The following is a 20,556-nucleotide window of genomic DNA, read 5'->3' as shown; positions in this document are numbered from 1 at the left end:
ATCAGAAGCCGTGCTGGCGCAACAACCGGGCGTAGCTGCCATCGGCCTTCATCGCGGCGATGGCCTTCTCGAACCGTGCCACCACCTGCCGGTGCTCCGGGTGCTTGAGGCTGACCAAAATGTGCAGGCTGTTCTCGCTCAGCGGCGGGTCGACGAAGCTCACCCCATCGCGCACCTGCTGCGGTTCGCGCTGCAGGTTGTAACGCGCCACGTACTCGTCCTCCACCGTCAGGTTGACCCGCCCGGCCGCGAGCATCCGCACCGCCGACGAGAAACTGCGCACCGGCACTTTGTTCAGACGCTCGTCGCTGTCGAAGCCCGGTGAGTAGGCATAGTCGCGCACCACGGCGATGGTGTAGGGGTAGAGGTCGGCCTGACGCTTGAAGACGAAGCCTTCGCCCTGGCGCTGGAGCAGGCGGATGCGATTGATGAGGTAGGGGCCGGAGAACGCGCCGATGCGCGTGCGCTCATCGTTGTACCAGGCGTTGACCAGTACATCGTAACGCCCCTCGCCAATGCCCATGAGCGCCCTGGCCCAGGGCACTTCCTCGAACGAAGTGGCGAAACCTGCACGGTTCAGCGCCGTGGTGACGATGCTGGTGGCCAGGCCACCGCCAGGCATGGCGGCGTCGGTAAAGGGCGGCCAGCTGTCGGCCACCAGTCGCAGTTTCTCCTGGGCGACTGCCGGCATCGCGCACAACACACCCAGTATTCCAAGAACGCAAAGCAGTGGCCGCATGCTCAAATCCTTTCGCAGTTGGGGGCCCCACGCTGAAGATGGCGATCTCTACTCACAACAGATCTTGCAGATTACACAAGCCGCATCCCGGCGACAGCGGACAATAATGTCATTTAGCCTCTATTTTGGCCGAACGGCATCTGACGTGATTTGCAGCAAAGCCAGGCTCGTGCGCAGCGGCCGGATTTGCGATGATCGAGCGCCCATACAAGGAGCCCATACCCCATGTCCATCGAGTGGATTTGCAAACACCACAGCGACCTCGGCAAGGAACAGCTGTATGCCGTCCTGCAACTGCGTACGGCCGTGTTCGTGGTCGAGCAACGCTGTGCCTACCAGGAAGTCGACGGGCAGGACCTGAGCGGCGACACCCTGCACCTGATGGGTTGGCAGGACGACAAGCTGGTGGCCTATCTGCGCCTGCTCGACCCGCAATCACAGGGTGGCGACGTGGTCATCGGGCGGGTGGTGACCTCACCCGAAGTGCGCGGCCTGAAACTGGGCCACCCGCTTTTGATGAAGGGGTTGGAAGCGGCCGGGCATTGCTGGCCAGGTGTTCCGGTGTACCTGTCGGCGCAGGCGCATTTGCAGGCGTTCTATGCCACACACGGGTTCGTGGCGGTGGGCGAGGAGTATCTGGAAGACGACATTCCCCATATCGGCATGCGCAAGGGTTGAAACTACTGGGGGGCGCGCCGGCAAGCCCACACAATGAACTTGCACGTCCTCTGTAGGAGCGGCCTTGCGCCGCGAAAGGGCCGCATAGCGGCCCCAGCGATTTTTGTTGCGTAGCTGAAAACTGGGGCCGCTTCGCGACCCTTTCGCGGCACAAGGCCGCTCCTACAGTGAGTCAATCCCGGCCACCAGTACCGCGGTGAAATCACGGATAACCCAGCACATCCCTGATCTGGCGCAGATGCTGGATGATCCACTGCTTGTCGATCGCCCCCCAGTCACGGATGCGGTAATGCCCGGCATGGTTGCGGGCGCCGCTCTGCTGCTCGAACTCACAGACGATGTCCAGGTCGGCCAGCGCAGCGATGGTGTCCTGGGCGGTGCGCCGGGGCATGCCGGTGGCCTCCATCAGCGCCGGCACGCTGGTGGCGGTCTGGCTGTCGATCAGCCAGGCCACGTACAGGCGGCGGTAGAAACTGCTGCGGGTCTTGCTCACTTCCGTGGTCATCTGGTGCTTGTCCCTCAGGTGTTGCCCGGCAGCTCCCGATAAGTCAGGTAGACGCGCAGGTCGAATTCCAGTTGGTGGTAGTCCGGCTCCATGTGCTGACAGAGCTGGTAGAAGGCCTTGCTGTGGTCGCGCTCCTTGAGATGCGCCAGTTCGTGCACCACGATCATGCGCAGGAACTGCGGCGCCGCCTCCTTGAACAGCGAGGCGATGCGGATCTCTTTCTTGGCCTTGAGCTTGCCGCCCTGTACCCGCGACACCGCGGTGTTCAAGCCGAGCGCGCGATGGGTCAGGTCCAGGCGGTTGTCGAACAGCACCTTGTCCAGCGGCGGCGCGCTGCGCAGGTATTCCTGCTTGAGATCCTGCGCGTAGCCGTACAACGCCTTGTCATTCTGGACCGTATGCCGCTCGGCATAGCGTTGCTCCAGGTAGGCGCCCAGGCGGCCGCTGGCGATCAGTTGTCGCACCTGATCCTGTAGATGCGGCGGGTAGGCTTGCAGGTAGCGTAAGGCGGTCATCAGGGTGCAGATCGGGGTAAAGGGAGCCGAGTTTACCAATCACTCGCCCCAAGGGAATACCGCCGGGAAGTCGCCGGCATCGGCGGCGGTCATCGGCCTTGCCACCAAAAACCCCTGCACGTAGGCACAACCCGCGCCCTTGAGCCATTGCGCCTGCGCCTGCGTCTCCACGCCCTCGGCAATCACGGTGATGCCATAGGCCGCGCACAGCTCGATGACACTGCGTACCAATGCAATGTCGGCCACCGAATCCGGCAGCCGCGCCACCAGGTGACGGTCGAGCTTGAGGGTATCGATGGGCAGGTCGCGCAGCATGCGCAGCGAGCAGTCACCCGCACCGAAGTCGTCCAGCGCCACGCGGATGCCCATTTCGCGCAGCCGATTCACCTGCTTCACCGCCGCGTCGATGTTGTACATCAGCGAGGTTTCGGCCACCTCGACCTCCAGCTGGGCAGGCAACAGGGCATATTCGTCGATCACCCGCGCCAGTTCGTCGGCAAGGCCCGGCATGGCGAACTGGGCGCGGCTCAGGCTGATGGCCAGTACCAGCCGGGCCCCGAAGCGCGCCCCCCACTCCTTGCGCTGGGCAGCGCCCTTGCGGTAAATCCAGCTGGCCAGGCGATTGATCAGCCGCGCTTCTTCGAGCAAGGGGATGAACAACCCCGGCGGTACATCGCCGACACTCGGGTGCTTCCAGCGCAGCAAGGCTTCGAAGCCCCGCAATTGACCATCGCCGAACGCCACCTGCGGTTGATAGACCAGGTTGAAGTCGTTCTGCTCGATGGCCGCGCGCACGCCATCTTCGAGCATCAGCCGCGAGCGCGCCCGGCCATTGAGCTCCTGGTCATAGAAACGGTACTGCTGGCGCCCGGCCTGCTTGGCGGCGTACATCGCAGCATCCGCCGCGCGCAGCAAGCCTTCGACGCTGGAGCCGCAATCGGGGTAGGTGGCAATGCCGATGCTCACCCCCAGGCTGACCTCCAGCCCATCCACTTCCTGCAGGCCCGACAGGCGCTCCAGCAGTTTCTCGGCGAAGCGCCCGGCCTGCTCCGGGTACGGCAGCCCGTCGAACAGCGCAGTGAACTCATCGCCGCCCATGCGCGCCAGCAGCGCTTCGTTACCCAGGCAATCCTTGAGCTGCTCGCCCACCCAGCGCAGCACCTTGTCGCCGGCTTCGTGGCCAAGCAGGTCGTTGATCCGCTTGAAGCCGTCCAGGTCCATGTACATCAGGGCCCGGGCCTTGTCCGAGCGCTCGTTGCGCAGCAACGCGCCTTCGGCGGCCTGATAGAAGCCACGGCGGTTGAGCAGGCCGGTCAATGGGTCGGTCACCGCCTGGTACTCAAGCTGTTGATGCAGGCTGCGCACCACCGACATGTCCAGCACCGTCACTACCATGGCCCGCTGCTCGGCGGGCAAAGGCGCGCAGGACAGCGCCACCGGCACCAGTTGGCCGGAGACGGTGCGCAACTGGGCGTCATGCACGCGGAAGATCTGCCTGCCCAGATACGCCTGGTAGAAGTCCGACTCGCGCCACAGGCTGGCGCAAGGCAGTTGGATCAAGTCCAGCACGTGGGCGCCCTGCAAGGTGTCCACCGGCGCATTGAGCAGCCGCGAGATGGCGGGGTTGGCAAAGCCGATGGTGCCCGCCTCGTCGACCACCAGGATGCCCTCGGCGGCGTTTTCCAGGATCGATGCGTTGAAGGCCCGTGCCGACTCCAGTTCGCGGGTCAGGCGCTGCAGCATGCGCCGGTTGCGCTGCTGGTCCAGCTGGGCCTGCACCTTGGGCTTGAGGATTTGCGGGTCGAAGGGTTTGAACAGGTAGTCCACCGCGCCACTGGCATAGCCCTTGAGGACAGCGGCATCGGACTGCTCGTTGGCGGTGAGGAAAATGATCGGGGTCAGCCGCGTGCGCTGGCTGCCGCGCATCAGCCGGGCGACCTCGAAGCCGTCCATCTCGGGCATCTGCACGTCGAGCAAGACCAGGTCGACTTCGTGTTCGAGCAGCGCGCTCAGGGCTTCCATCCCTGAGCTGGCGGTCAACACCTGCCAATCCTGCCGGGCCAGCAACGCCCGCATGCTGATGAGGTTCTCTGGATAATCGTCTACGACCAGTAGCACCGACCGACTGTCCGGAGGTTGTGTGTGAGCGACATCCATGCTGCTTCCCATGTTTAGACCGACCCTGGCCCGCTATTGGATCCGATCTTTACTCTAGACAGGGCGACCGAAGACGCAACGCGGGTAGATGGCTAAGCGCCATCGAAATTGATGTTAGCCGACTAACGGTATGGCTGTAGGTTATGTGGGGATATTCCTCATCTGTCGCTCGATTGTTGCAGGCATAAAAAAACCCGCATCTCTGCGGGTTTCTTCAAGCGACTAGCAACGGATCAGTTGACCTTGGCAGCCAGCTCGCCCTTCAGGTAACGCTGGAACATGCCTTCCAGGGAGATCGGCTTGATCTTCGAGGCATTGCCGGCGGTGCCGAAGGCTTCGTAGCGGGCGATGCACACGTCACGCATGGCCTTGACGGTTTCACCGAAGAACTTGCGTGGGTCGAACTCGCTTGGGTTCTGCGCCATCAGGCGACGCATGGCGCCGGTGGAGGCCAGGCGCAGGTCGGTGTCGATGTTGACCTTGCGCACGCCGTGCTTGATGCCTTCAACGATTTCTTCGACCGGTACGCCGTAGGTCTCTTTGATGTCGCCGCCGTACTGGTTGATGATCGCCAGCCACTCTTGCGGTACCGAGGAGGAACCGTGCATCACCAGGTGGGTGTTGGGGATGCGCTTGTGGATTTCCTTGATGCGGTCGATCGCCAGCACGTCGCCGGTAGGCGGCTTGGTGAACTTGTAGGCGCCGTGGCTGGTGCCGATGGCGATGGCCAGGGCGTCGACCTGGGTCTTCTTGACGAAGTCGGCCGCTTCTTCCGGGTCGGTCAGCATCTGGCTGTGATCGAGCACGCCTTCGGCGCCGATGCCGTCTTCTTCACCGGCCATGCCGGTTTCCAGCGAACCCAGGCAGCCCAGCTCGCCTTCTACCGAAACGCCGCAGGCGTGGGCCATGGCAACGGTCTGCTGGGTAACACGGACGTTGTACTCGTAGTCGGTCGGGGTCTTGCCGTCTTCACCGAGCGAGCCGTCCATCATGACCGAGCTGAAGCCCAGCTGGATGGAGCGCTGGCACACGTCAGGGCTGGTGCCGTGGTCCTGGTGCATGCACACCGGAATGTGCGGGAACTCTTCGATGGCCGCCAGGATCAGGTGGCGCAGGAAGGGAGCACCGGCGTATTTGCGGGCACCGGCGGAAGCCTGGACGATGACCGGAGAGTCGGTCTTGTCGGCGGCTTCCATGATGGCGCGCATCTGCTCGAGGTTGTTGACGTTGAAAGCTGGGACGCCGTAACCGAACTCGGCGGCGTGGTCCAGCATCTGGCGCATGCTAATGAGTGCCATGGTGTATCTCTCTCCCGACAAGCGTCGTTTGTTTCGTGCAAGCCTGCCGCAGGGGCGGTTGCTGTTCAAGTAGTGTGGGCCACCGTGGCGGCCCGGCCAGTCACGGTGCCTTGCAGCCCCGCCCAATCAGATCGTTGGTCGCCACCCAGTACACCAGGCCTTCCTGGCCCTTGGTGTGGAAGGCCAGCACGCCATCGCTGTACAGCGCGCCCGAGGCGCCCGGCTCGGACTTGAGCCGGTAGACCTGGTCGCCGCCGCCAAGGCGCACGTCGACCGCATCCTGTTTCACATCAGCGAAGCGCCACAGCACCTCGGCCTGGCTGTCGCAGACCCAACGGGTCCAGTTGTCCGCCACCGGGGCGGGTGCCGGCTGCAACAGCGAGCAGCCTGCCAGGGTCGCCAGGGCCAGTGCGGCCAGAAGCGCTTTCATTACACATCCTCGTAGCAAGCCTGCTGTATCGGCCCCATCGCGGGGCAAGCCCGCTCCCACGCATACAACGTGGGAGCGGGCTTGCCCCGCGATGGGGCCGCAACGGCAGACCCAATGTCCAAGACCACGAAACCCCAGTTAGGTTGCCTGCGGCCCGATCAAGGGCAGCCCGGCGCCTTGCGCTGGTGCTCGTCGTCATACTTTTCCAGGCCGTCCGGGCCCAGGCGCTTGTTGATCACCGGTACCGTCTCGGCCTGCCACTGGGACTGATAGCAGCCGCCCTTGTGGCTCTGCGACGGCTCGCCGTCCGCGCCCTTGTCGCTGGCGCAAGCGCCCAGCAACAAGGCCACGATCATCACAGGCAATTGCTTGACCATCAGGTCGCTCCCTTTGCCAGGCGCCTTCGTACTCAGGCCTTGGCCCGCTCTTCGAGAATCGCCACAGCCGGCAGCACCTTGCCCTCGACAAATTCGAGGAACGCGCCACCACCGGTAGAAATGTAGGAGATATCCGCGCCGACACCATATTTGTCGATGGCGGCCAGGGTGTCGCCACCACCGGCGATGGAGAACGCGGCGCTGTCGGCGATGGCCTGGGCCAGCACCTTGGTGCCGTTGCCGAACTGGTCGAACTCGAACACACCGACCGGGCCGTTCCACAGGATGGTCTGCGACGACTTCAGCAGTTCGGCGAAGTTGGCAGCGGTCTGTGGGCCGATGTCGAGGATCATGTCGTCAGCCGCCACGTCGGCGATCGCCTTGACGGTGGCTTCGGCGCTTTCGGCAAATTCCTTGGCGACCACCACGTCGACCGGCAGCGGCACATTGACCTTGGCGGCGATGGCCTTGGCGGTGTCGACCAGGTCGGCTTCGTACAGCGACTTGCCCACCGGGTGACCGGCAGCGGCGAGGAAGGTGTTGGCGATGCCGCCGCCGACGATCAGCAGGTCGCACACGGTGCTCAGGCTGTTCAGCACGTCCAGCTTGGTCGACACCTTGGAACCGGCGACGATGGCGGCCATCGGCTTGGCCGGGGCCTTCAGGGCCTTGCCCAGGGCGTCCAGCTCGGCGGCCAGCAGCGGGCCGGCAGCCGCGACCTTGGCGAACTTGGCGACACCGTGGGTGGAACCTTCGGCGCGGTGAGCGGTGCCGAAAGCGTCCATCACGAACACATCGCACAGGGCAGCGTACTGCTGCGCCAGCTCGTCGGCGTTCTTCTTCTCGCCCTTGTTGAAGCGCACGTTTTCGAACAGCACCAGGTCACCGGCCTTCACTTCGACACCGTCGAGGTAGTCGGCAACCAGCGGTACCTCGCGGCCCAGGGCCTTGCTCAGGTAGTCGGCGACCGGCTTGAGGCTGTTCTCGGCCGAGAACTCGCCTTCGGTCGGGCGGCCCAGGTGCGAGCAGACCATTACCGCCGCGCCCTTCTCCAGGGCCAGCTTGATGGTCGGCAGCGCGGCCAGGATACGCGCATCGCTGGCAACCACACCGTCCTTCACAGGCACGTTGAGGTCTTCGCGGATCAGTACGCGCTTACCTTGCAGGTCGAGGTCGGTCATCTTCAACACGGTCATGAATGCAGTCCTTCAGGGCTGTTTGCTGCGGGTGGGGTGGACGACGTGCAGATAATGTTCGGCAACGTCGAGCATACGGTTGGCGAACCCCCATTCGTTGTCGAACCAGGCCAGCAGGTTCACCAGGCGAGGGCCGGAAACGCGGGTCTGGCTGGCATCGACGATGGCCGAATGCGGGTCATGGTTGAAATCACAGCTGGCGTGGGGCAGCTCGGTGTAGGCCAGCAGGCCTTTGAGCGGGCCATCCAGGGCGGCCTCGCGCAACACCCGGTTGACCTCGGCCGCGCTGGTGTCGCGGGCGGTCTGCAGGGTGATGTCCAGGCACGACACGTTGACGGTCGGCACGCGTACCGCTTTGGCCTGGATTCGCCCGGCAAGTTCCGGCAGCAGGCGTTCGATGCCGCGCGCAAGCCCGGTGGACACCGGGATCACCGACTGGAACGCCGAACGGGTGCGGCGCAGGTCTTCGTGGTGATAGGCGTCGATCACCGGCTGGTCGTTCATCGCCGAGTGAATCGTGGTGATCTGCACGTACTCGATGCCGAAGGCCTGGTCCAGCACCCGCAGCAGCGGCACGCCGCAGTTGGTGGTGCAGGAGGCGTTCGACACCAGCAGCTCGCTGCCGGTCAGGCAATCCTGATTCACCCCAAAGACCACCGTGGCATCGACGTCGGCCTCGCTGGCCATGGGCTGCGAGAACAGCACGCGCGGTGCACCGGCATCGAGGAAGCGCTGGCCGTCGGCGCGGGTGTTGTAGGCGCCGGTGCACTCGAGCACCAGGTCGATGCCCAGGGCGCCCCAGTCGATGCCTTCGGGGGTGGCGCTGCGCAGCACTTTCACGCAGTCGCCATTGATATGCAGACAGTCGCCATCGACCTTCACCTCACCGGGGAAACGCCCGTGGGTGGAGTCGAAGCGGGTCAGGTATTCCAGGCTGGCCTGATCGGCCAGGTCGTTCAGTGCAACGATCTCGAAACCGGCCTTCGCCCCACGCTCGAACAGTGCGCGCAGGACACAGCGGCCAATGCGGCCGTAACCGTTGAGTGCAACTTTGTAGGGACGCGGGTGGGGCATTCGATACTCACGTGGCAAGTGCGTTGAACGACCATCGCGGGGCAAGCCCGCTCCCACAAGGCACCGGGATGCCTTGTGGGAGCGGGCTTGCCCCGCGATCAGGCGGGAGGCACACGGCCTCCCGGATACATCAGTCTTCCAGCAGCTCTTCAGCGGTACCCAGGATGTTGTCCAGGGTGAAGCCGAATTCTTCGAACAGCGCGGCAGCCGGCGCCGACTCACCGTAGGTGGTCATGCCGATGACGCGGCCTTCGAGGCCGACGTACTTGTACCAGAAGTCCGCGTGGGCGGCTTCGATGGCGATACGCGCGCCCACTTGCAGCGGCAGTACCGACTGCTTGTACGCAGCGTCCTGGGCGTCGAACACGCTGGTGCTTGGCATCGACACCACGCGGACCTTGCGGCCCTGCTCGCTCAGCTTGTCGAACGCCTGAACAGCCAGGCCCACTTCGGAGCCGGTGGCGATCAGGATCAGCTCAGGCTCGCCGGCGCAGTCCTTGAGCACGTAACCGCCACGGGCGATGTCGGCGATCTGCTGGGCGTCGCGATCCTGGTGCTGCAGGTTCTGGCGCGAGAAGATCAGCGCCGACGGGCCGTCCTTGCGCTCCAGGGCGCACTTCCAGGACACCGCGGATTCGACCGCGTCGGCCGGGCGCCAGGTGTCCAGGTTCGGCGTGCTGCGCAGGCTGGTCAGTTGCTCGATCGGCTGGTGGGTCGGGCCGTCTTCGCCCAGGCCGATGGAATCGTGGGTGTAGACGTGGATCACGCGCTGCTTCATCAGTGCCGACATGCGCACGGCGTTGCGGGCGTACTCCATGAACATCAGGAAGGTGGCGCCGTAGGGCACCAGGCCGCCGTGCAGGGCAACGCCGTTCATGATCGCGGTCATGCCGAATTCGCGCACGCCGTAGTACATGTAGTTGCCGCTGGCATCTTCAGCGCTGACGCCCTTGCAACCTTTCCACAGGGTCAGGTTGGAGCCGGCCAGGTCAGCCGAACCACCGAGGAACTCTGGCAGCAGCGGGCCGAACGCATTGAGGGTGTTCTGGCTGGCTTTACGGCTGGCGATGGTTTCGCCCTTGGCCGCGACTTCGGCAATGTAGGCAGCCGCTTTCTCGGCGAAGTCCGCCGGCAGCTCACCGCTCAGGCGACGCTTGAGCTCGCTGGCCAGTTCAGGGAAGGCGCCGGCGTAGGCAGCGAAACGCTGGTCCCACTCGGCTTCGACCTTGGCGCCCAGGGCCTTGGCATCCCACTCGGCGTAGATGTCGGCCGGGATTTCGAACGGGCCGTGGTTCCAGTTCAGTTCCTTGCGGGCCAGGGCGATTTCGTCGTTGCCCAGCGGTGCGCCGTGGCAGTCTTCCTTGCCCTGCTTGTTCGGCGAGCCGAAGCCGATGATGGTCTTGCAGCAGATCAGGGTCGGACGGTCGCTCTTGCGTGCGGTGTCGATCGCGGTACGGATCTCGTCGGCGTCATGGCCGTCGACGTTGCGGATCACCAGCCAGCCGTAGGACTCGAAGCGCTTTGGCGTGTCGTCGGTGAACCAGCCTTCCACTTCGCCGTCGATGGAGATGCCGTTGTCGTCATAGAAGGCAACCAGCTTGTTCAGGCCCAGGGTGCCGGCCAGCGAGGCGACTTCGTGGGAGATGCCTTCCATCATGCAGCCGTCGCCGAGGAACACGTAGGTGTTGTGGTCGACGATGTTGTGGCCTTCACGGTTGAACTGGGCGCCCAGCACTTTTTCTGCCAGGGCGAAGCCCACGGCGTTGGCCAGGCCCTGGCCCAACGGACCGGTGGTGGTTTCGACGCCAGGGGTGTAACCGAACTCCGGGTGGCCCGGGGTGCGGCTGTGCAGCTGACGGAACGCCTTGAGGTCGTCGATGGTGACGTCGTAGCCGGTCAGGTGCAGCAGCGAATAGATGAGCATCGAGCCGTGGCCGTTGGACAGCACGAAGCGGTCACGGTCGGCGAAGTTCGGGTTGCTCGGGTTGTGCTTCAGGTAGTCGCGCCAAAGCACTTCGGCGATATCCGCCATGCCCATGGGGGCACCTGGGTGGCCGCTGTTGGCCTTTTGCACGGCATCCATGCTGAGGGCACGAATGGCGTTGGCACGTTCACGACGGCTGGGCATCGCTGAGTCTCCTGGGGCTTGAATAGATAGTGAAACGAAAAAAGGCGGCCATTTTCGCCCACTGGGGGGGGTGGGGGCAATGACGGATGGTCGCAGTCGGGCATTTTTCCTGTGTTTGCCCGGGAAAACAGTAAAAAGCAGGGTTGTGGGAGCGGGCTTGCCCCGCGATGGCGTCAGCCCTGGCACCTCCTGCGTCTGATCTGACGCCATCGCGGGGCAAGCCCGCTCCCACGAGGTATCCCTGGAAACCACCTATCAGCCAATATCAAAACTTTTTGATATTGCTATTGCGACGACAGCATCGCCTGTCTAGACTCGCGCCCCATGAATCTTCATGCGCCCATTCCCGTTCAACGCAGCGACACGCTGGCCGCCCTGTGCAAGGCCAGCGGCGACCCGTTGCGCCTGAACGTGCTGCGCGCACTGGCCAGCGACTCGTTCGGCGTGCTGGAACTGGCGCAGATCTTCGATATCGGCCAGTCGGGCATGAGCCACCACCTCAAGGTGCTGGCCCAGGCCGAGCTGGTGGCGACCCGCCGCGAAGGCAACGCGATCTTCTACCGCCGCGCGCTGCCCGGCGGGCGCCTGCATGCCGCCCTGCTCGACGAGGTCGATGAACTGGCCCTGGCGCAGGACGTGCAGACCCGCATCGCCCAGGTCCAGCAACGCCGCGCGGCCACCAGCCAGGACTTCTTCCTGCGCGTGGAAGAAAAGTTCCGCGCCCAGCAAGACCTCATCGCCGGCCTGCCGCAGTACCGCGAAAGCCTGCTGACACTGCTCGACAAGCTGAGCTTCGCGCCCACCGCCAGCGCGCTGGAAGTCGGCCCCGGCGATGGTGGTTTCCTGCCCGACCTGGCCCGGCGCTTCGCCCAGGTCACGGCCATGGACAACAGCCCGACCATGCTCGAGTTGGCCCGTCAGGTCTGCGAGCGCGACCGTTTGAGTAACGTAAACCTGCAGTTGGCCGATGCACTGGGTGCAACGGATGTGGAAGCCGACTGCGTAGTGCTGAACATGGTGCTGCACCATTTCAGCGACCCGGCCCTGGCCTTGCGCCTGCTGGCCAAACGAGTGAAGGCGGGCGGCAGCCTGCTGGTCACCGAGCTGTGCAGCCATGACCAGGGGTGGGCGCGCGATGCCTGCGGCGACCTCTGGCTTGGCTTCGAGCAGGACGACCTGGCCCGTTGGGCCAATGCGGCGGGGCTGACCCACGGGGACAGCCTCTACGTTGGCTTGCGTAACGGTTTCCAGATTCAGGTCCGGCATTTCCAGCGGGCCGCTGGCGACACACACATCGGTAATTTTTAGGAACCCCTCGAGATGAGCGAATACTCCCTTTTCACTTCCGAGTCCGTGTCCGAAGGGCATCCGGACAAGATCGCCGACCAGATCTCCGACGCAGTGCTGGACGCCATCATCACCCAGGACAAGTTCGCCCGCGTTGCGTGTGAAACCCTGGTCAAGACCGGTGTCGCCATCATCGCCGGCGAAGTCACCACTTCGGCCTGGGTCGACCTGGAAGACATCGTGCGCAAGGTCATCGTCGACATCGGCTACAACAGCTCCGACGTCGGCTTCGATGGCGCCACCTGCGCCGTGATGAACATCATCGGCAAGCAGTCGGTGGACATCGCCCAGGGCGTCGACCGCAGCAAGCCGGAAGACCAGGGTGCCGGCGACCAGGGCCTGATGTTCGGCTATGCCAGCAACGAAACCGACGTGCTGATGCCAGCACCGATCTGCTTCTCGCACCGTCTGGTCGAGCGCCAGGCCGAAGCGCGCAAGTCCGGCCTGCTGCCGTGGCTGCGCCCGGATGCCAAGTCGCAGGTCACCTGCCGCTATGAAGACGGCAAGGTCGTCGGCATCGACGCCGTGGTCCTGTCCACCCAGCACAACCCTGAAGTGTCGCAAAAAGACCTGCAGGAAGCGGTGATGGAACTGATCGTCAAGCACACCCTGCCAGCCGAGCTGCTGCACAAGGGCACCCAGTTCCACATCAACCCGACCGGCCAATTCATCATCGGTGGCCCGGTGGGTGACTGCGGCCTGACCGGCCGCAAGATCATCGTCGACTCCTACGGCGGCATGGCCCGCCACGGCGGTGGCGCGTTCTCCGGCAAGGACCCGTCCAAGGTCGACCGCTCGGCCGCCTACGCCGGCCGCTACGTGGCCAAGAACATCGTCGCCGCAGGCCTGGCCGAGCGTTGCGAGATCCAGGTGTCCTACGCCATCGGCGTGGCCCAGCCTACTTCGATCTCGCTGAACACCTTCGGTACCGGCAAGATCTCCGACGACAAGATCGTCCAGCTGGTGCGCGAGTGCTTCGACCTGCGCCCGTACGCCATCACCACCATGCTCGACCTGCTGCACCCGATGTACCAGGAAACCGCTGCCTACGGTCACTTCGGCCGTACCCCGCAGCAGAAGACCGTCGGCGACGACACCTTCACCACCTTCACCTGGGAGCGCACCGACCGCGCCGACGCCCTGCGCGCCGCTGCCGGCCTGTAAACCTCCTACGGCGGTACAGGAAGGCCCCTGCCGAGAGATCGGCAGGGGCCTTTTTCATGAAATACCGCCTGACAATCCGACGCGCCGCGGCTGCCCAGCCGTGCCTAGGCTGAGCATTCCCTTTCGCCACGCAAGGATGCCGGCCATGTCGCTCAGGTTGTTGTTTGTTCTGCTGTGCGCCTACCTCGCCCCGGCCAATGCCGAGCCCTGCCCCGACTGGAACACAGCGCGCGCACGTGCTGAAGTCACCCAACTACGCCAGACCCTGGCCCGCTGGGACGACCACTATCACCGCCAGGGCATTGCCCTTGTGGCGGACGAGCTCTATGACCAGAGCCGCCAGCAACTGCTGCGCCTGCAAACCTGTTTCAACCTGCCTGGCAGTGACAACCCGCTGGCCAGCGCACGCGGCCCCGTGCCCCACCCGACCCCTCACACCGGCGTCGACAAGCTGGCCGACGAGCAGGCGGTGCGCAGCTGGTTACAGGGCAAGAAAGACGTGTGGATACAGCCCAAGGTCGATGGCGTGGCCGTGTCGCTGATCTTTCGCCAGGGCCGTTTAAACCAGCTGCTCAGCCGCGGCGATGGCATCCAGGGGCATGACTGGAGCCGGCATATCCCCCGTTTGAGCGGCATCCTGCATGAGCTGCCACAGCCGCTGGACACGGTATTCCAAGGCGAGCTGTACTGGCGCCTCGAAGGCCATGTGCAGGCAGAGGCCGGCAGCGCCAACGCACGCGGCATCGTTGCCGGGCTGCTGGCGCGCAAGCAGCTGAGCGATGTGCAGGGCGCCGGCATCGGCCTGTTCGTCTGGGACTGGCCGACAGGGCCGGACACCCAGGCCGAACGCCTGGCGCAGCTCGCAACGCTGGGGTTTGCCGACAGCCTGCGCCACAGCGTGGCGATCACCACCTTCGAGGAGGCCGCGCACTGGCGCCAGCACTGGCATCGCACTGCCCTGCCCTTCGCCACCGATGGCGTGATCCTGCGCCAGAGCAGCCGGCCACCGGCCGAGCGCTGGCACGCCCGCACGCCCTACTGGATCGCCGCCTGGAAGTACCCGTTCAGGCAGGCGCTGGCACAGGTCCGCGGGGTGCATTTTCGCATCGGCCGCACTGGGCGCATCACCCCGCTGCTGCAACTCGAACCGTTGCGCCTGGATGACCGGCAAATCAGCCAGCTCAGCCTGGGCTCGCTGGCGCGTTGGCAGCAACTGGACATTCGCCCGGGCGACCAGGTGGCGGTGAGCCTGGCGGGGCTGACCATTCCACGCCTGGAGCGCGTGGTGCATCGCAGCCCACAGCGCACACCGGTGATCGCGCCAGACCCGGCCGCTCACCACGCCCTGAGCTGCTGGCAGGCCAGCGAGGGTTGCCAGCAACAGTTTCTTGCCCGGCTGGCCTGGCTCAGCGGCAAGCAGGGGCTGAACATGCCGGGTACGGGGCCCGGCACCTGGCAGCGGCTGATCGACAGCGGGCGACTCACGACCCTGGCCGACTGGCTGGACCTTGACCGCGACACCCTGGCGACCCTGCCGGGCATTGCCCAGGCCCGCGCCGACCACTTGCAGCACGCCTTCGCCAAAGGCCGAAGGCAGCCGTTCGAACGCTGGCTGCGCGCCCTCGGCGTACCCGCCCCGGCCGCCCTGAAGCTTGGGCCCGACTGGCCCACCCTGGCCTCCAGAAACATTGAGCAATGGCTTGCCGAACCCGGCATCGGCCCCGGTCGGGCCACGCAATTGCATGGCTTTTTCAACCATGAGCAGGTACAGGCCCTGGCCCTGCAACTGCGAGAACATGCAATCGAGGGTTTCTAAATTTCGCGGATCAGGGCAGCATTCCGCTTTCTGCTGCCCTGCCCCGAATGGAGCCCTTGATGAAACTGCTTTCGTCCCTCGCCCTGTCCACCCTGCTGGGTTTCGTCGCCAGCCCGCTGATGGCTGCGCAAGAGCAGCCGGCGCTGACTGGATGCGCGGCCAAGCGTCAGGCCATCAGCGAACAGATCGAACAGGCCCGCGCCCATGACAACAAAGAACAACTGGCCGGGCTGGAAACGGCCTTGGGGGAAGTGACCGAGCACTGCACCGATGCCGGCCTGCGCAAGGAGCGCGAGCAGAAGGTGCTCGACGCCCGTCACGAAGTGAACCAGCGTACCAAGGACCTGGACAAAGCCATGAAGAAAGGCGACGCGGAGAAGATCAACAAGCGCAAGGACAAGCTCGCCGAGGCGAAGAAGGAACTGCAGGAAGCGGTGGACGAGCTGGAGCGCTAGCCGACCCGTCTCATGCAGGCGCGAAGCGTTGTGGGAGCGGGCTTGCCCCGCGATGAAGCTATCGCGGGGCAAGCCCGTTCCCACGATGCCCCGTCCTCATCTCAATGATTGCGAAACTCGGTATGACAGGCCTTGCACGCTGCCTCGACCTTGTCCATCGGCCCTTTGAGCTGCGCGGCATCCAGCGGTTGGCTGCGCGTCACGTCCACCAGCTCGCCTGTGACCCCTTCCAACTGCCGGGCCAGGTCGTGAAAACGCGCCTGACGCTCCCAGACATCCGCCCGGGCACTGCTGTCGCCCTCGTCGCGCACCTGTGGGAAGTGCTGCCAGGGCTGGTGGGCAAGGCCATCGAGCTTCACCGCGCCATCGGCGAACTGCGCCCCGTCGAACGGCAGCCGGCCGCGCAGCATGCCGCCCAGGTCTTCGCTGGTCTTGAGCATCGCCTTGAAGATCGCCTTGCGCTGGCCCAGCGGCGAGTTGGGGTCGACCTGGTTACAGGCGCTCAGGGCCAGGGCAGCCAGCAGTACTACGGACAATCGCTTGAACATCATGGTCTCTTCGGCCGGGAACAACGGGGCGCCAGTATCGCCGCCCATCGGCCAAAGACCAATAGCCACACAGAAAACAAGGGCGAATATTCATGTTCACCCCGCACAGGACCACGCTCATGACATCTGCATTGCGCCACCTTGCCTGGGCGCTTCCGGCCCTGGCCCTGCTGGCCGGCTGCAACGGCGGCGAAAACGCCAAGCCCGAACCCCACGCCATCGCCACCTACGCCCCCGCCACCTGGCAGGACCTGCCCGCAGTCAGCGACGACGACCTGCTGGCCGGCTTCAACGCCTGGCGCAACGGCTGCGAGAAACTCAAGCGTGATCCGGTGTGGGCCCCTACCTGTGAAGCGGCCGGCACGGCGACGGCAAGCGCCGAGCAGGTGCGCACCTTCCTCGAACACAACCTGCAGGTGTATGGCCTGCGCTCGGCCGAAAACAACGCCAACGGCCTGATTACCGGCTACTACGAGCCCGTCTACCCAGGCAGCCTGAAACGCACCGACGCGGCCCAGGTGCCGGTGTATGGCGTGCCTGAAGACATGATCGTGGTGGACCTGGCCAGCGTGTACCCCGAGCTCAAGGGCAAGCGCCTGCGCGGGCGCCTCGAAGGCCGCGTGCTCAAGCCCTACGACACCGCCGAGACCATCAACCGCGACGGTGCCAAGGCGCCGATACTGGCCTGGCTGACCGATCCGATGGACCTGCAGTTCCTGCAGATCCAGGGCTCCGGCCGGGTGCAACTGGACGACGAGCGCCAGCTGCGCCTGGGCTATGCCGACCAGAACGGCCACCCATACCGGCCGATCGGCCGCTGGCTGGTGGAGCAGGGTCAGCTGAAAAAAGAAGAGGTGACCATGGGCAGCATCCACAGCTGGGCCCAGGCCAACCCGCAGCGGGTACCGGAGCTGCTGGCGAGCAACCCCAGCTACGTGTTCTTCAGCACCCGCCCGGACAGCAACGAAGGCCCGCGCGGCTCGCTCAACGTGCCCCTGACCGCAGGCTACAGCGTGGCCATCGACCGCAAGGTGATCCCGCTGGGCAGCCTGTTGTGGTTGTCCACCACCCGCCCTGACGGCAGCCCGGTGGTACGCCCAGTAGGCGCACAGGACACCGGCGGCGCCATCACCGGCGAAGTGCGTGCGGACCTGTTCTGGGGCACCGGGCCCGAAGCCGGCGAGTTGGCGGGCAACATGAAGCAGCAAGGGCAGATCTGGATGTTGTGGCCCAAGGGTGTAGCGCTGCCCGAGGTGCCGAAGGTGCCCTGAGGGCCACATCGCGGGTCAAGCCCGCTCCCACAGGTCCTCGTGGGAGCGGGCTTGACCCGCGATTTCAAACCGACACGACAAAGAACGCCACGATCAACGCCAGCCCGGCGAACCACACGATCGAGCGCAGCGCCGCCCAATCGGCCAGGTAGCAGATGATGTAGAGCAACCGGCTGGTGATATACATCACGCCCAGCACATCCTGGGTCACCTGCTCGGCGTTGCCGACGATATCCGCCACCAGCACCGCCGCGGCGAACGCCGGGAACGCCTCATGGCTGTTCTGCTGAGCGGCATGGGCCCGTCGCGGCAGGCCGGACAGCGTGTCGAGGAAGGCGCGCGGATCATGGTTGTCACGCAAGCCGAAGCGCCCGCTGCTGACTTTCGCGATCAACGCGCAGAGCGGCGGCAGAACCAGGGCAATCAGGATGCACCACAGGGCTACGGTCATGGACAGGACTCCTTGTTCAAGAATGATCGATCAGAGCTTCATCACCAGCATGCCCGCCAGCACCAGCCCGCAAGCTAGGAGTCTCGGCCCGCCAAAAGGTTCTTTCAGGTAGCGCATGCCCAGCACCACCACAAGGATCACGCTGAGCTCGCGCAACGCCGCCGCCTCGGCCACCGACCCCAGGTGCATGGCCCACAGCACCAGGGCATAGCTCAACAGCACGCACACCCCCACCGCCAGGCCCAGGCGCCACTGGGTGCGCCAGAACAGCATGAACGGTGCACGCCGGGCAACGCCGGCCAGCAACGGAAAAGGCCAGGCGCTGAGCAGGGTCAGCCACACCAGGTAATCCAACGGCTTGCCCCACAGCTGCACGGCCCGGCCATCGAACCAGGTGTAGCAACCGATGCACAGGCCGATCAGCGCCACCACCGGCAGCATCGACCAGGGCAACCGGTCGCCGCCGCCGCCCTGCCACAGCAGGCAAGCCATGCCACAGGGGATCAGCAGGATGCCGATGATCTGCTGTTGGGTCAGGGACTCACCGGCGAAAGCCAGGGTCAGCCCCAGCACCACCAGCGGCGACAGCCCGCGCATCAGAGGGTAGACCAGGCCCAGGTCACCGACCCGGTAGGCCTTGATCAGCAGCACGCGATACAGCTGCTCGGCCAGCGCCGAAGCCAGCAACCAAGGCCAGATCTCGCCCGGCGGGAAGTCGACGAAGGCCACGGCCAGCACCGCGAACACCAGCGCCACCAGGTCCATGCTGGCGATCACCAGCAGGCGCTCGCCGCTGAATTTGATGAGAGTATTCCAGGTGGCGTGCAGCAGGGCTGCGACCAGTACGAGGGAGGTTGCCAGCACGCCTTGGGATCCTTGTCTCTTTTATGTGGCGATCACTATATAGCCTGATAGAGCGTTTGCCTCATCGCGGGTCAAGCCCGCTCCCACGCAGCCATCGTGGGAGCGGGCTTGACCCGCGATGATCGGAACCATCCCGACAATTCTGGTCATAAGGTGTGTCCCGAACGCCGCGCCAGATCATCCAAGAACTGCCCGAGCCATTCGGGTAATGACTTGGAAGCCACTGCCACAGGATTCGGGATGCTTGAATTAGTTGCCGCGTTTATCTGCCTCACCACCCTCCTCACCTATGTGAACTACCGCTTCATCGGCCTGCCACCCGCCATCGGCGTGATGGTCACGGCACTGCTGTTCTCCCTGATGCTCCAGGGCCTGAGCCTGATCGGCTTCCCCGGCCTTGAAGAACGCGTCGAAGGGCTGATGAACCAGATCGACTTCAACGACCTGCTCATGCACTGGATGCTGGCGTTCCTGCTGTTTGCCGGCGCCCTGCACGTCAACCTTGCCGACCTGCGCAGCTACCGCTGGCCGATCGGCCTTTTGGCCACCCTCGGCGTGCTGATCGCCACCGTGGTGATCGGCTACCTGGCACACTGGGTGTTCGGCCTGTTCGGCTGGAACGTGCCACTGATCTACTGCCTGCTGTTCGGCGCGCTGATCTCGCCGACCGACCCGATCGCCGTACTCGGCGCACTGCGTACCGCCAACGCGTCGAAACCACTGAAGACCACCATCGTCGGCGAGTCGCTGTTCAACGACGGCACCGCGGTGGTGGTGTTCACCGTGCTGTTGGGCATCATCCAGCTGGGCGAGACGCCGAGCGTTGCCGACACTGCCCTGCTGTTCGCCCGTGAAGCGATCGGCGGCGTGGTCTTCGGTGGCCTGATCGGCTATGCCACCTACCGCATGATCAAGAGCGTCGAGCAGTACCAGGTCGAGGTGATGCTGACCCTGGCGCTGGTGATCGGCGGCTCGGCGATGTGCTACGAACTGCACGTCTCGGCGCCGATCGCCATGGTGGTGGCCGGCCTGATCATCGGCAACCTGGGGCGCAACCTGGCAATGAACGACATGACCCGCCGCTACATGGACGGCTTCTGGGAATTGATCGACGACATGCTCAACGCCCTGCTGTTCGCCCTGATCGGCCTTGAGCTGTTGCTGCTGCCGTTCAACTGGCTGCACCTGGCGGCGGGGGGCGTGCTGGCGGTGGCGGTACTGGCCTCGCGCCTGCTGACCGTGGCACCGGCGATCGTGCTGCTGCGCCGCTGGCGCACAGTGCCGCAGGGCACCATTCGCGTGCTGACCTGGGGTGGTTTGCGCGGGGGCGTTTCGGTGGCGCTGGCGCTGTCGTTGCCGATGGGTGAAGAGCGCGACCTGCTGCTGTCGATCACCTACATCGTGGTGTTGTCGTCGATCCTGATTCAAGGCCTGACGGTCGGCAAGGTGGTGCGCAGGGTCAGCACACAACCCGAGTAATAGCGTGGGAGCGGGCTAGCCCCGCGATAACGTCAGCACAGGCATCGATGTTGATCCTGCCGGC

At 64.8% G+C, this 20,556-nt stretch carries 20 protein-coding genes; 7 read left to right on the top strand and 13 right to left on the bottom strand.

Features of this window, described 5'->3' with window-relative positions:
* Position 1: 1 nt before the first annotated feature.
* A complete protein-coding gene (locus DM373_RS14265; RefSeq protein ID WP_110994183.1) occupies positions 2–739 on the bottom strand; it encodes a substrate-binding periplasmic protein in 738 nt (245 codons plus the stop codon).
* A 225-nt stretch (positions 740–964) separates the two neighbouring features.
* On the opposite strand from DM373_RS14265, the gene DM373_RS14260 reads away from it, so the two are divergent.
* The gene (locus DM373_RS14260) at positions 965–1,417 is read left to right on the top strand and encodes a GNAT family N-acetyltransferase (protein WP_110994182.1); all 453 of its coding nucleotides are present in this window, start codon (positions 965–967) and stop codon (positions 1,415–1,417) included.
* Positions 1,418–1,619: 202 nt separating this feature from the next.
* Here the strand turns inward: DM373_RS14260 and DM373_RS14255 are convergent, their stop codons facing one another.
* From DM373_RS14255 to tkt, 9 genes are all read right to left on the bottom strand, one after another.
* Positions 1,620–1,922, bottom strand: coding sequence for a winged helix-turn-helix domain-containing protein (locus DM373_RS14255; protein ID WP_110994181.1), 303 nt, complete (start codon positions 1,920–1,922; stop codon positions 1,620–1,622).
* A 14-nt stretch (positions 1,923–1,936) separates the two neighbouring features.
* Positions 1,937–2,437: a M48 metallopeptidase family protein gene (locus DM373_RS14250; RefSeq protein ID WP_110994180.1), complete on the bottom strand. Its 501-nt coding sequence runs from the start codon at positions 2,435–2,437 to the stop codon at positions 1,937–1,939.
* 39 nt (positions 2,438–2,476) lie between these two features.
* Complete coding sequence (locus DM373_RS14245; protein WP_110994179.1) at positions 2,477–4,594, bottom strand: putative bifunctional diguanylate cyclase/phosphodiesterase; 2,118 nt, start codon at positions 4,592–4,594, stop codon at positions 2,477–2,479.
* Between the two features lie 233 nt (positions 4,595–4,827).
* On the bottom strand, positions 4,828–5,892 hold the full coding sequence (gene fba, locus DM373_RS14240) for a class II fructose-bisphosphate aldolase (protein WP_008093958.1): 1,065 nt from the start codon (positions 5,890–5,892) through the stop codon (positions 4,828–4,830).
* Between the two features lie 100 nt (positions 5,893–5,992).
* Entirely contained in the window at positions 5,993–6,322 is a 330-nt protein-coding gene (locus DM373_RS14235; RefSeq protein WP_110994178.1) for an MliC family protein, read from the bottom strand.
* Positions 6,323–6,480: 158 nt separating this feature from the next.
* Positions 6,481–6,699 carry a hypothetical protein gene (locus tag DM373_RS14230; protein WP_110994177.1) on the bottom strand — a complete coding sequence of 73 codons (219 nt, stop codon included), beginning with the start codon at positions 6,697–6,699 and terminating at the stop codon, positions 6,481–6,483.
* Positions 6,700–6,731: 32 nt separating this feature from the next.
* The gene (locus DM373_RS14225; protein ID WP_110994176.1) at positions 6,732–7,895 is read right to left on the bottom strand and encodes a phosphoglycerate kinase; all 1,164 of its coding nucleotides are present in this window, start codon (positions 7,893–7,895) and stop codon (positions 6,732–6,734) included.
* Positions 7,896–7,907: 12 nt separating this feature from the next.
* Positions 7,908–8,969 (bottom strand): erythrose-4-phosphate dehydrogenase, encoded by a 1,062-nt coding sequence (epd, locus tag DM373_RS14220; protein ID WP_110994175.1) that lies wholly within the window; start codon positions 8,967–8,969, stop codon positions 7,908–7,910.
* A gap of 130 nt (positions 8,970–9,099) precedes the next feature.
* Positions 9,100–11,097, bottom strand: a complete 1,998-nt coding sequence (gene tkt, locus DM373_RS14210) for a transketolase (RefSeq protein WP_110994173.1) — start codon at positions 11,095–11,097, stop codon at positions 9,100–9,102.
* A 324-nt stretch (positions 11,098–11,421) separates the two neighbouring features.
* Here tkt and DM373_RS14205 point away from each other — a divergent pair, with 324 nt between their 5' ends.
* The 4 genes from DM373_RS14205 to DM373_RS14190 all read left to right on the top strand — a co-directional run bounded on the left by DM373_RS14205 (position 11,422) and on the right by DM373_RS14190 (position 15,879).
* A complete protein-coding gene (locus DM373_RS14205; RefSeq protein ID WP_110994172.1) occupies positions 11,422–12,405 on the top strand; it encodes an ArsR/SmtB family transcription factor in 984 nt (327 codons plus the stop codon).
* A 12-nt stretch (positions 12,406–12,417) separates the two neighbouring features.
* A complete protein-coding gene (gene metK / locus DM373_RS14200) occupies positions 12,418–13,608 on the top strand; it encodes a methionine adenosyltransferase (protein ID WP_110994171.1) in 1,191 nt (396 codons plus the stop codon).
* 145 nt (positions 13,609–13,753) lie between these two features.
* Positions 13,754–15,424, top strand: coding sequence for an NAD-dependent DNA ligase LigB (gene ligB, locus DM373_RS14195; protein ID WP_110994170.1), 1,671 nt, complete (start codon positions 13,754–13,756; stop codon positions 15,422–15,424).
* Positions 15,425–15,483: 59 nt separating this feature from the next.
* Entirely contained in the window at positions 15,484–15,879 is a 396-nt protein-coding gene (locus DM373_RS14190; protein ID WP_110994169.1) for a DUF1090 domain-containing protein, read from the top strand.
* Positions 15,880–15,980: 101 nt separating this feature from the next.
* On the opposite strand, the gene DM373_RS14185 is transcribed toward DM373_RS14190, so the two are convergent.
* Positions 15,981–16,427, bottom strand: coding sequence for a c-type cytochrome (locus tag DM373_RS14185; RefSeq protein WP_110994168.1), 447 nt, complete (start codon positions 16,425–16,427; stop codon positions 15,981–15,983).
* Positions 16,428–16,546: 119 nt separating this feature from the next.
* Here DM373_RS14185 and mltA point away from each other — a divergent pair, with 119 nt between their 5' ends.
* On the top strand, positions 16,547–17,698 hold the full coding sequence (gene mltA / locus DM373_RS14180; RefSeq protein WP_110994167.1) for a murein transglycosylase A: 1,152 nt from the start codon (positions 16,547–16,549) through the stop codon (positions 17,696–17,698).
* A 64-nt stretch (positions 17,699–17,762) separates the two neighbouring features.
* Here mltA and DM373_RS14175 read toward each other — a convergent pair whose 3' ends face one another.
* Complete coding sequence (locus DM373_RS14175) at positions 17,763–18,149, bottom strand: MAPEG family protein (RefSeq protein WP_110994166.1); 387 nt, start codon at positions 18,147–18,149, stop codon at positions 17,763–17,765.
* Between the two features lie 30 nt (positions 18,150–18,179).
* Positions 18,180–19,013, bottom strand: a complete 834-nt coding sequence (locus DM373_RS14170; RefSeq protein WP_110994165.1) for a DMT family transporter — start codon at positions 19,011–19,013, stop codon at positions 18,180–18,182.
* 240 nt (positions 19,014–19,253) lie between these two features.
* Between DM373_RS14170 and DM373_RS14165 the strand changes: the two genes are divergently transcribed.
* Positions 19,254–20,492 carry a cation:proton antiporter gene (locus DM373_RS14165; protein WP_110994164.1) on the top strand — a complete coding sequence of 413 codons (1,239 nt, stop codon included), beginning with the start codon at positions 19,254–19,256 and terminating at the stop codon, positions 20,490–20,492.
* Positions 20,493–20,556: the final 64 nt, after the last annotated feature.

Origin of the sequence: Pseudomonas sichuanensis (assembly GCF_003231305.1) — a bacterium.
Taxonomy (GTDB): Bacteria; Pseudomonadota; Gammaproteobacteria; order Pseudomonadales; family Pseudomonadaceae; genus Aquipseudomonas; species Aquipseudomonas sichuanensis.
Note: the sequence above shows the minus strand (reverse complement) of the source record. Positions and strands in the feature narration are given on the sequence as shown.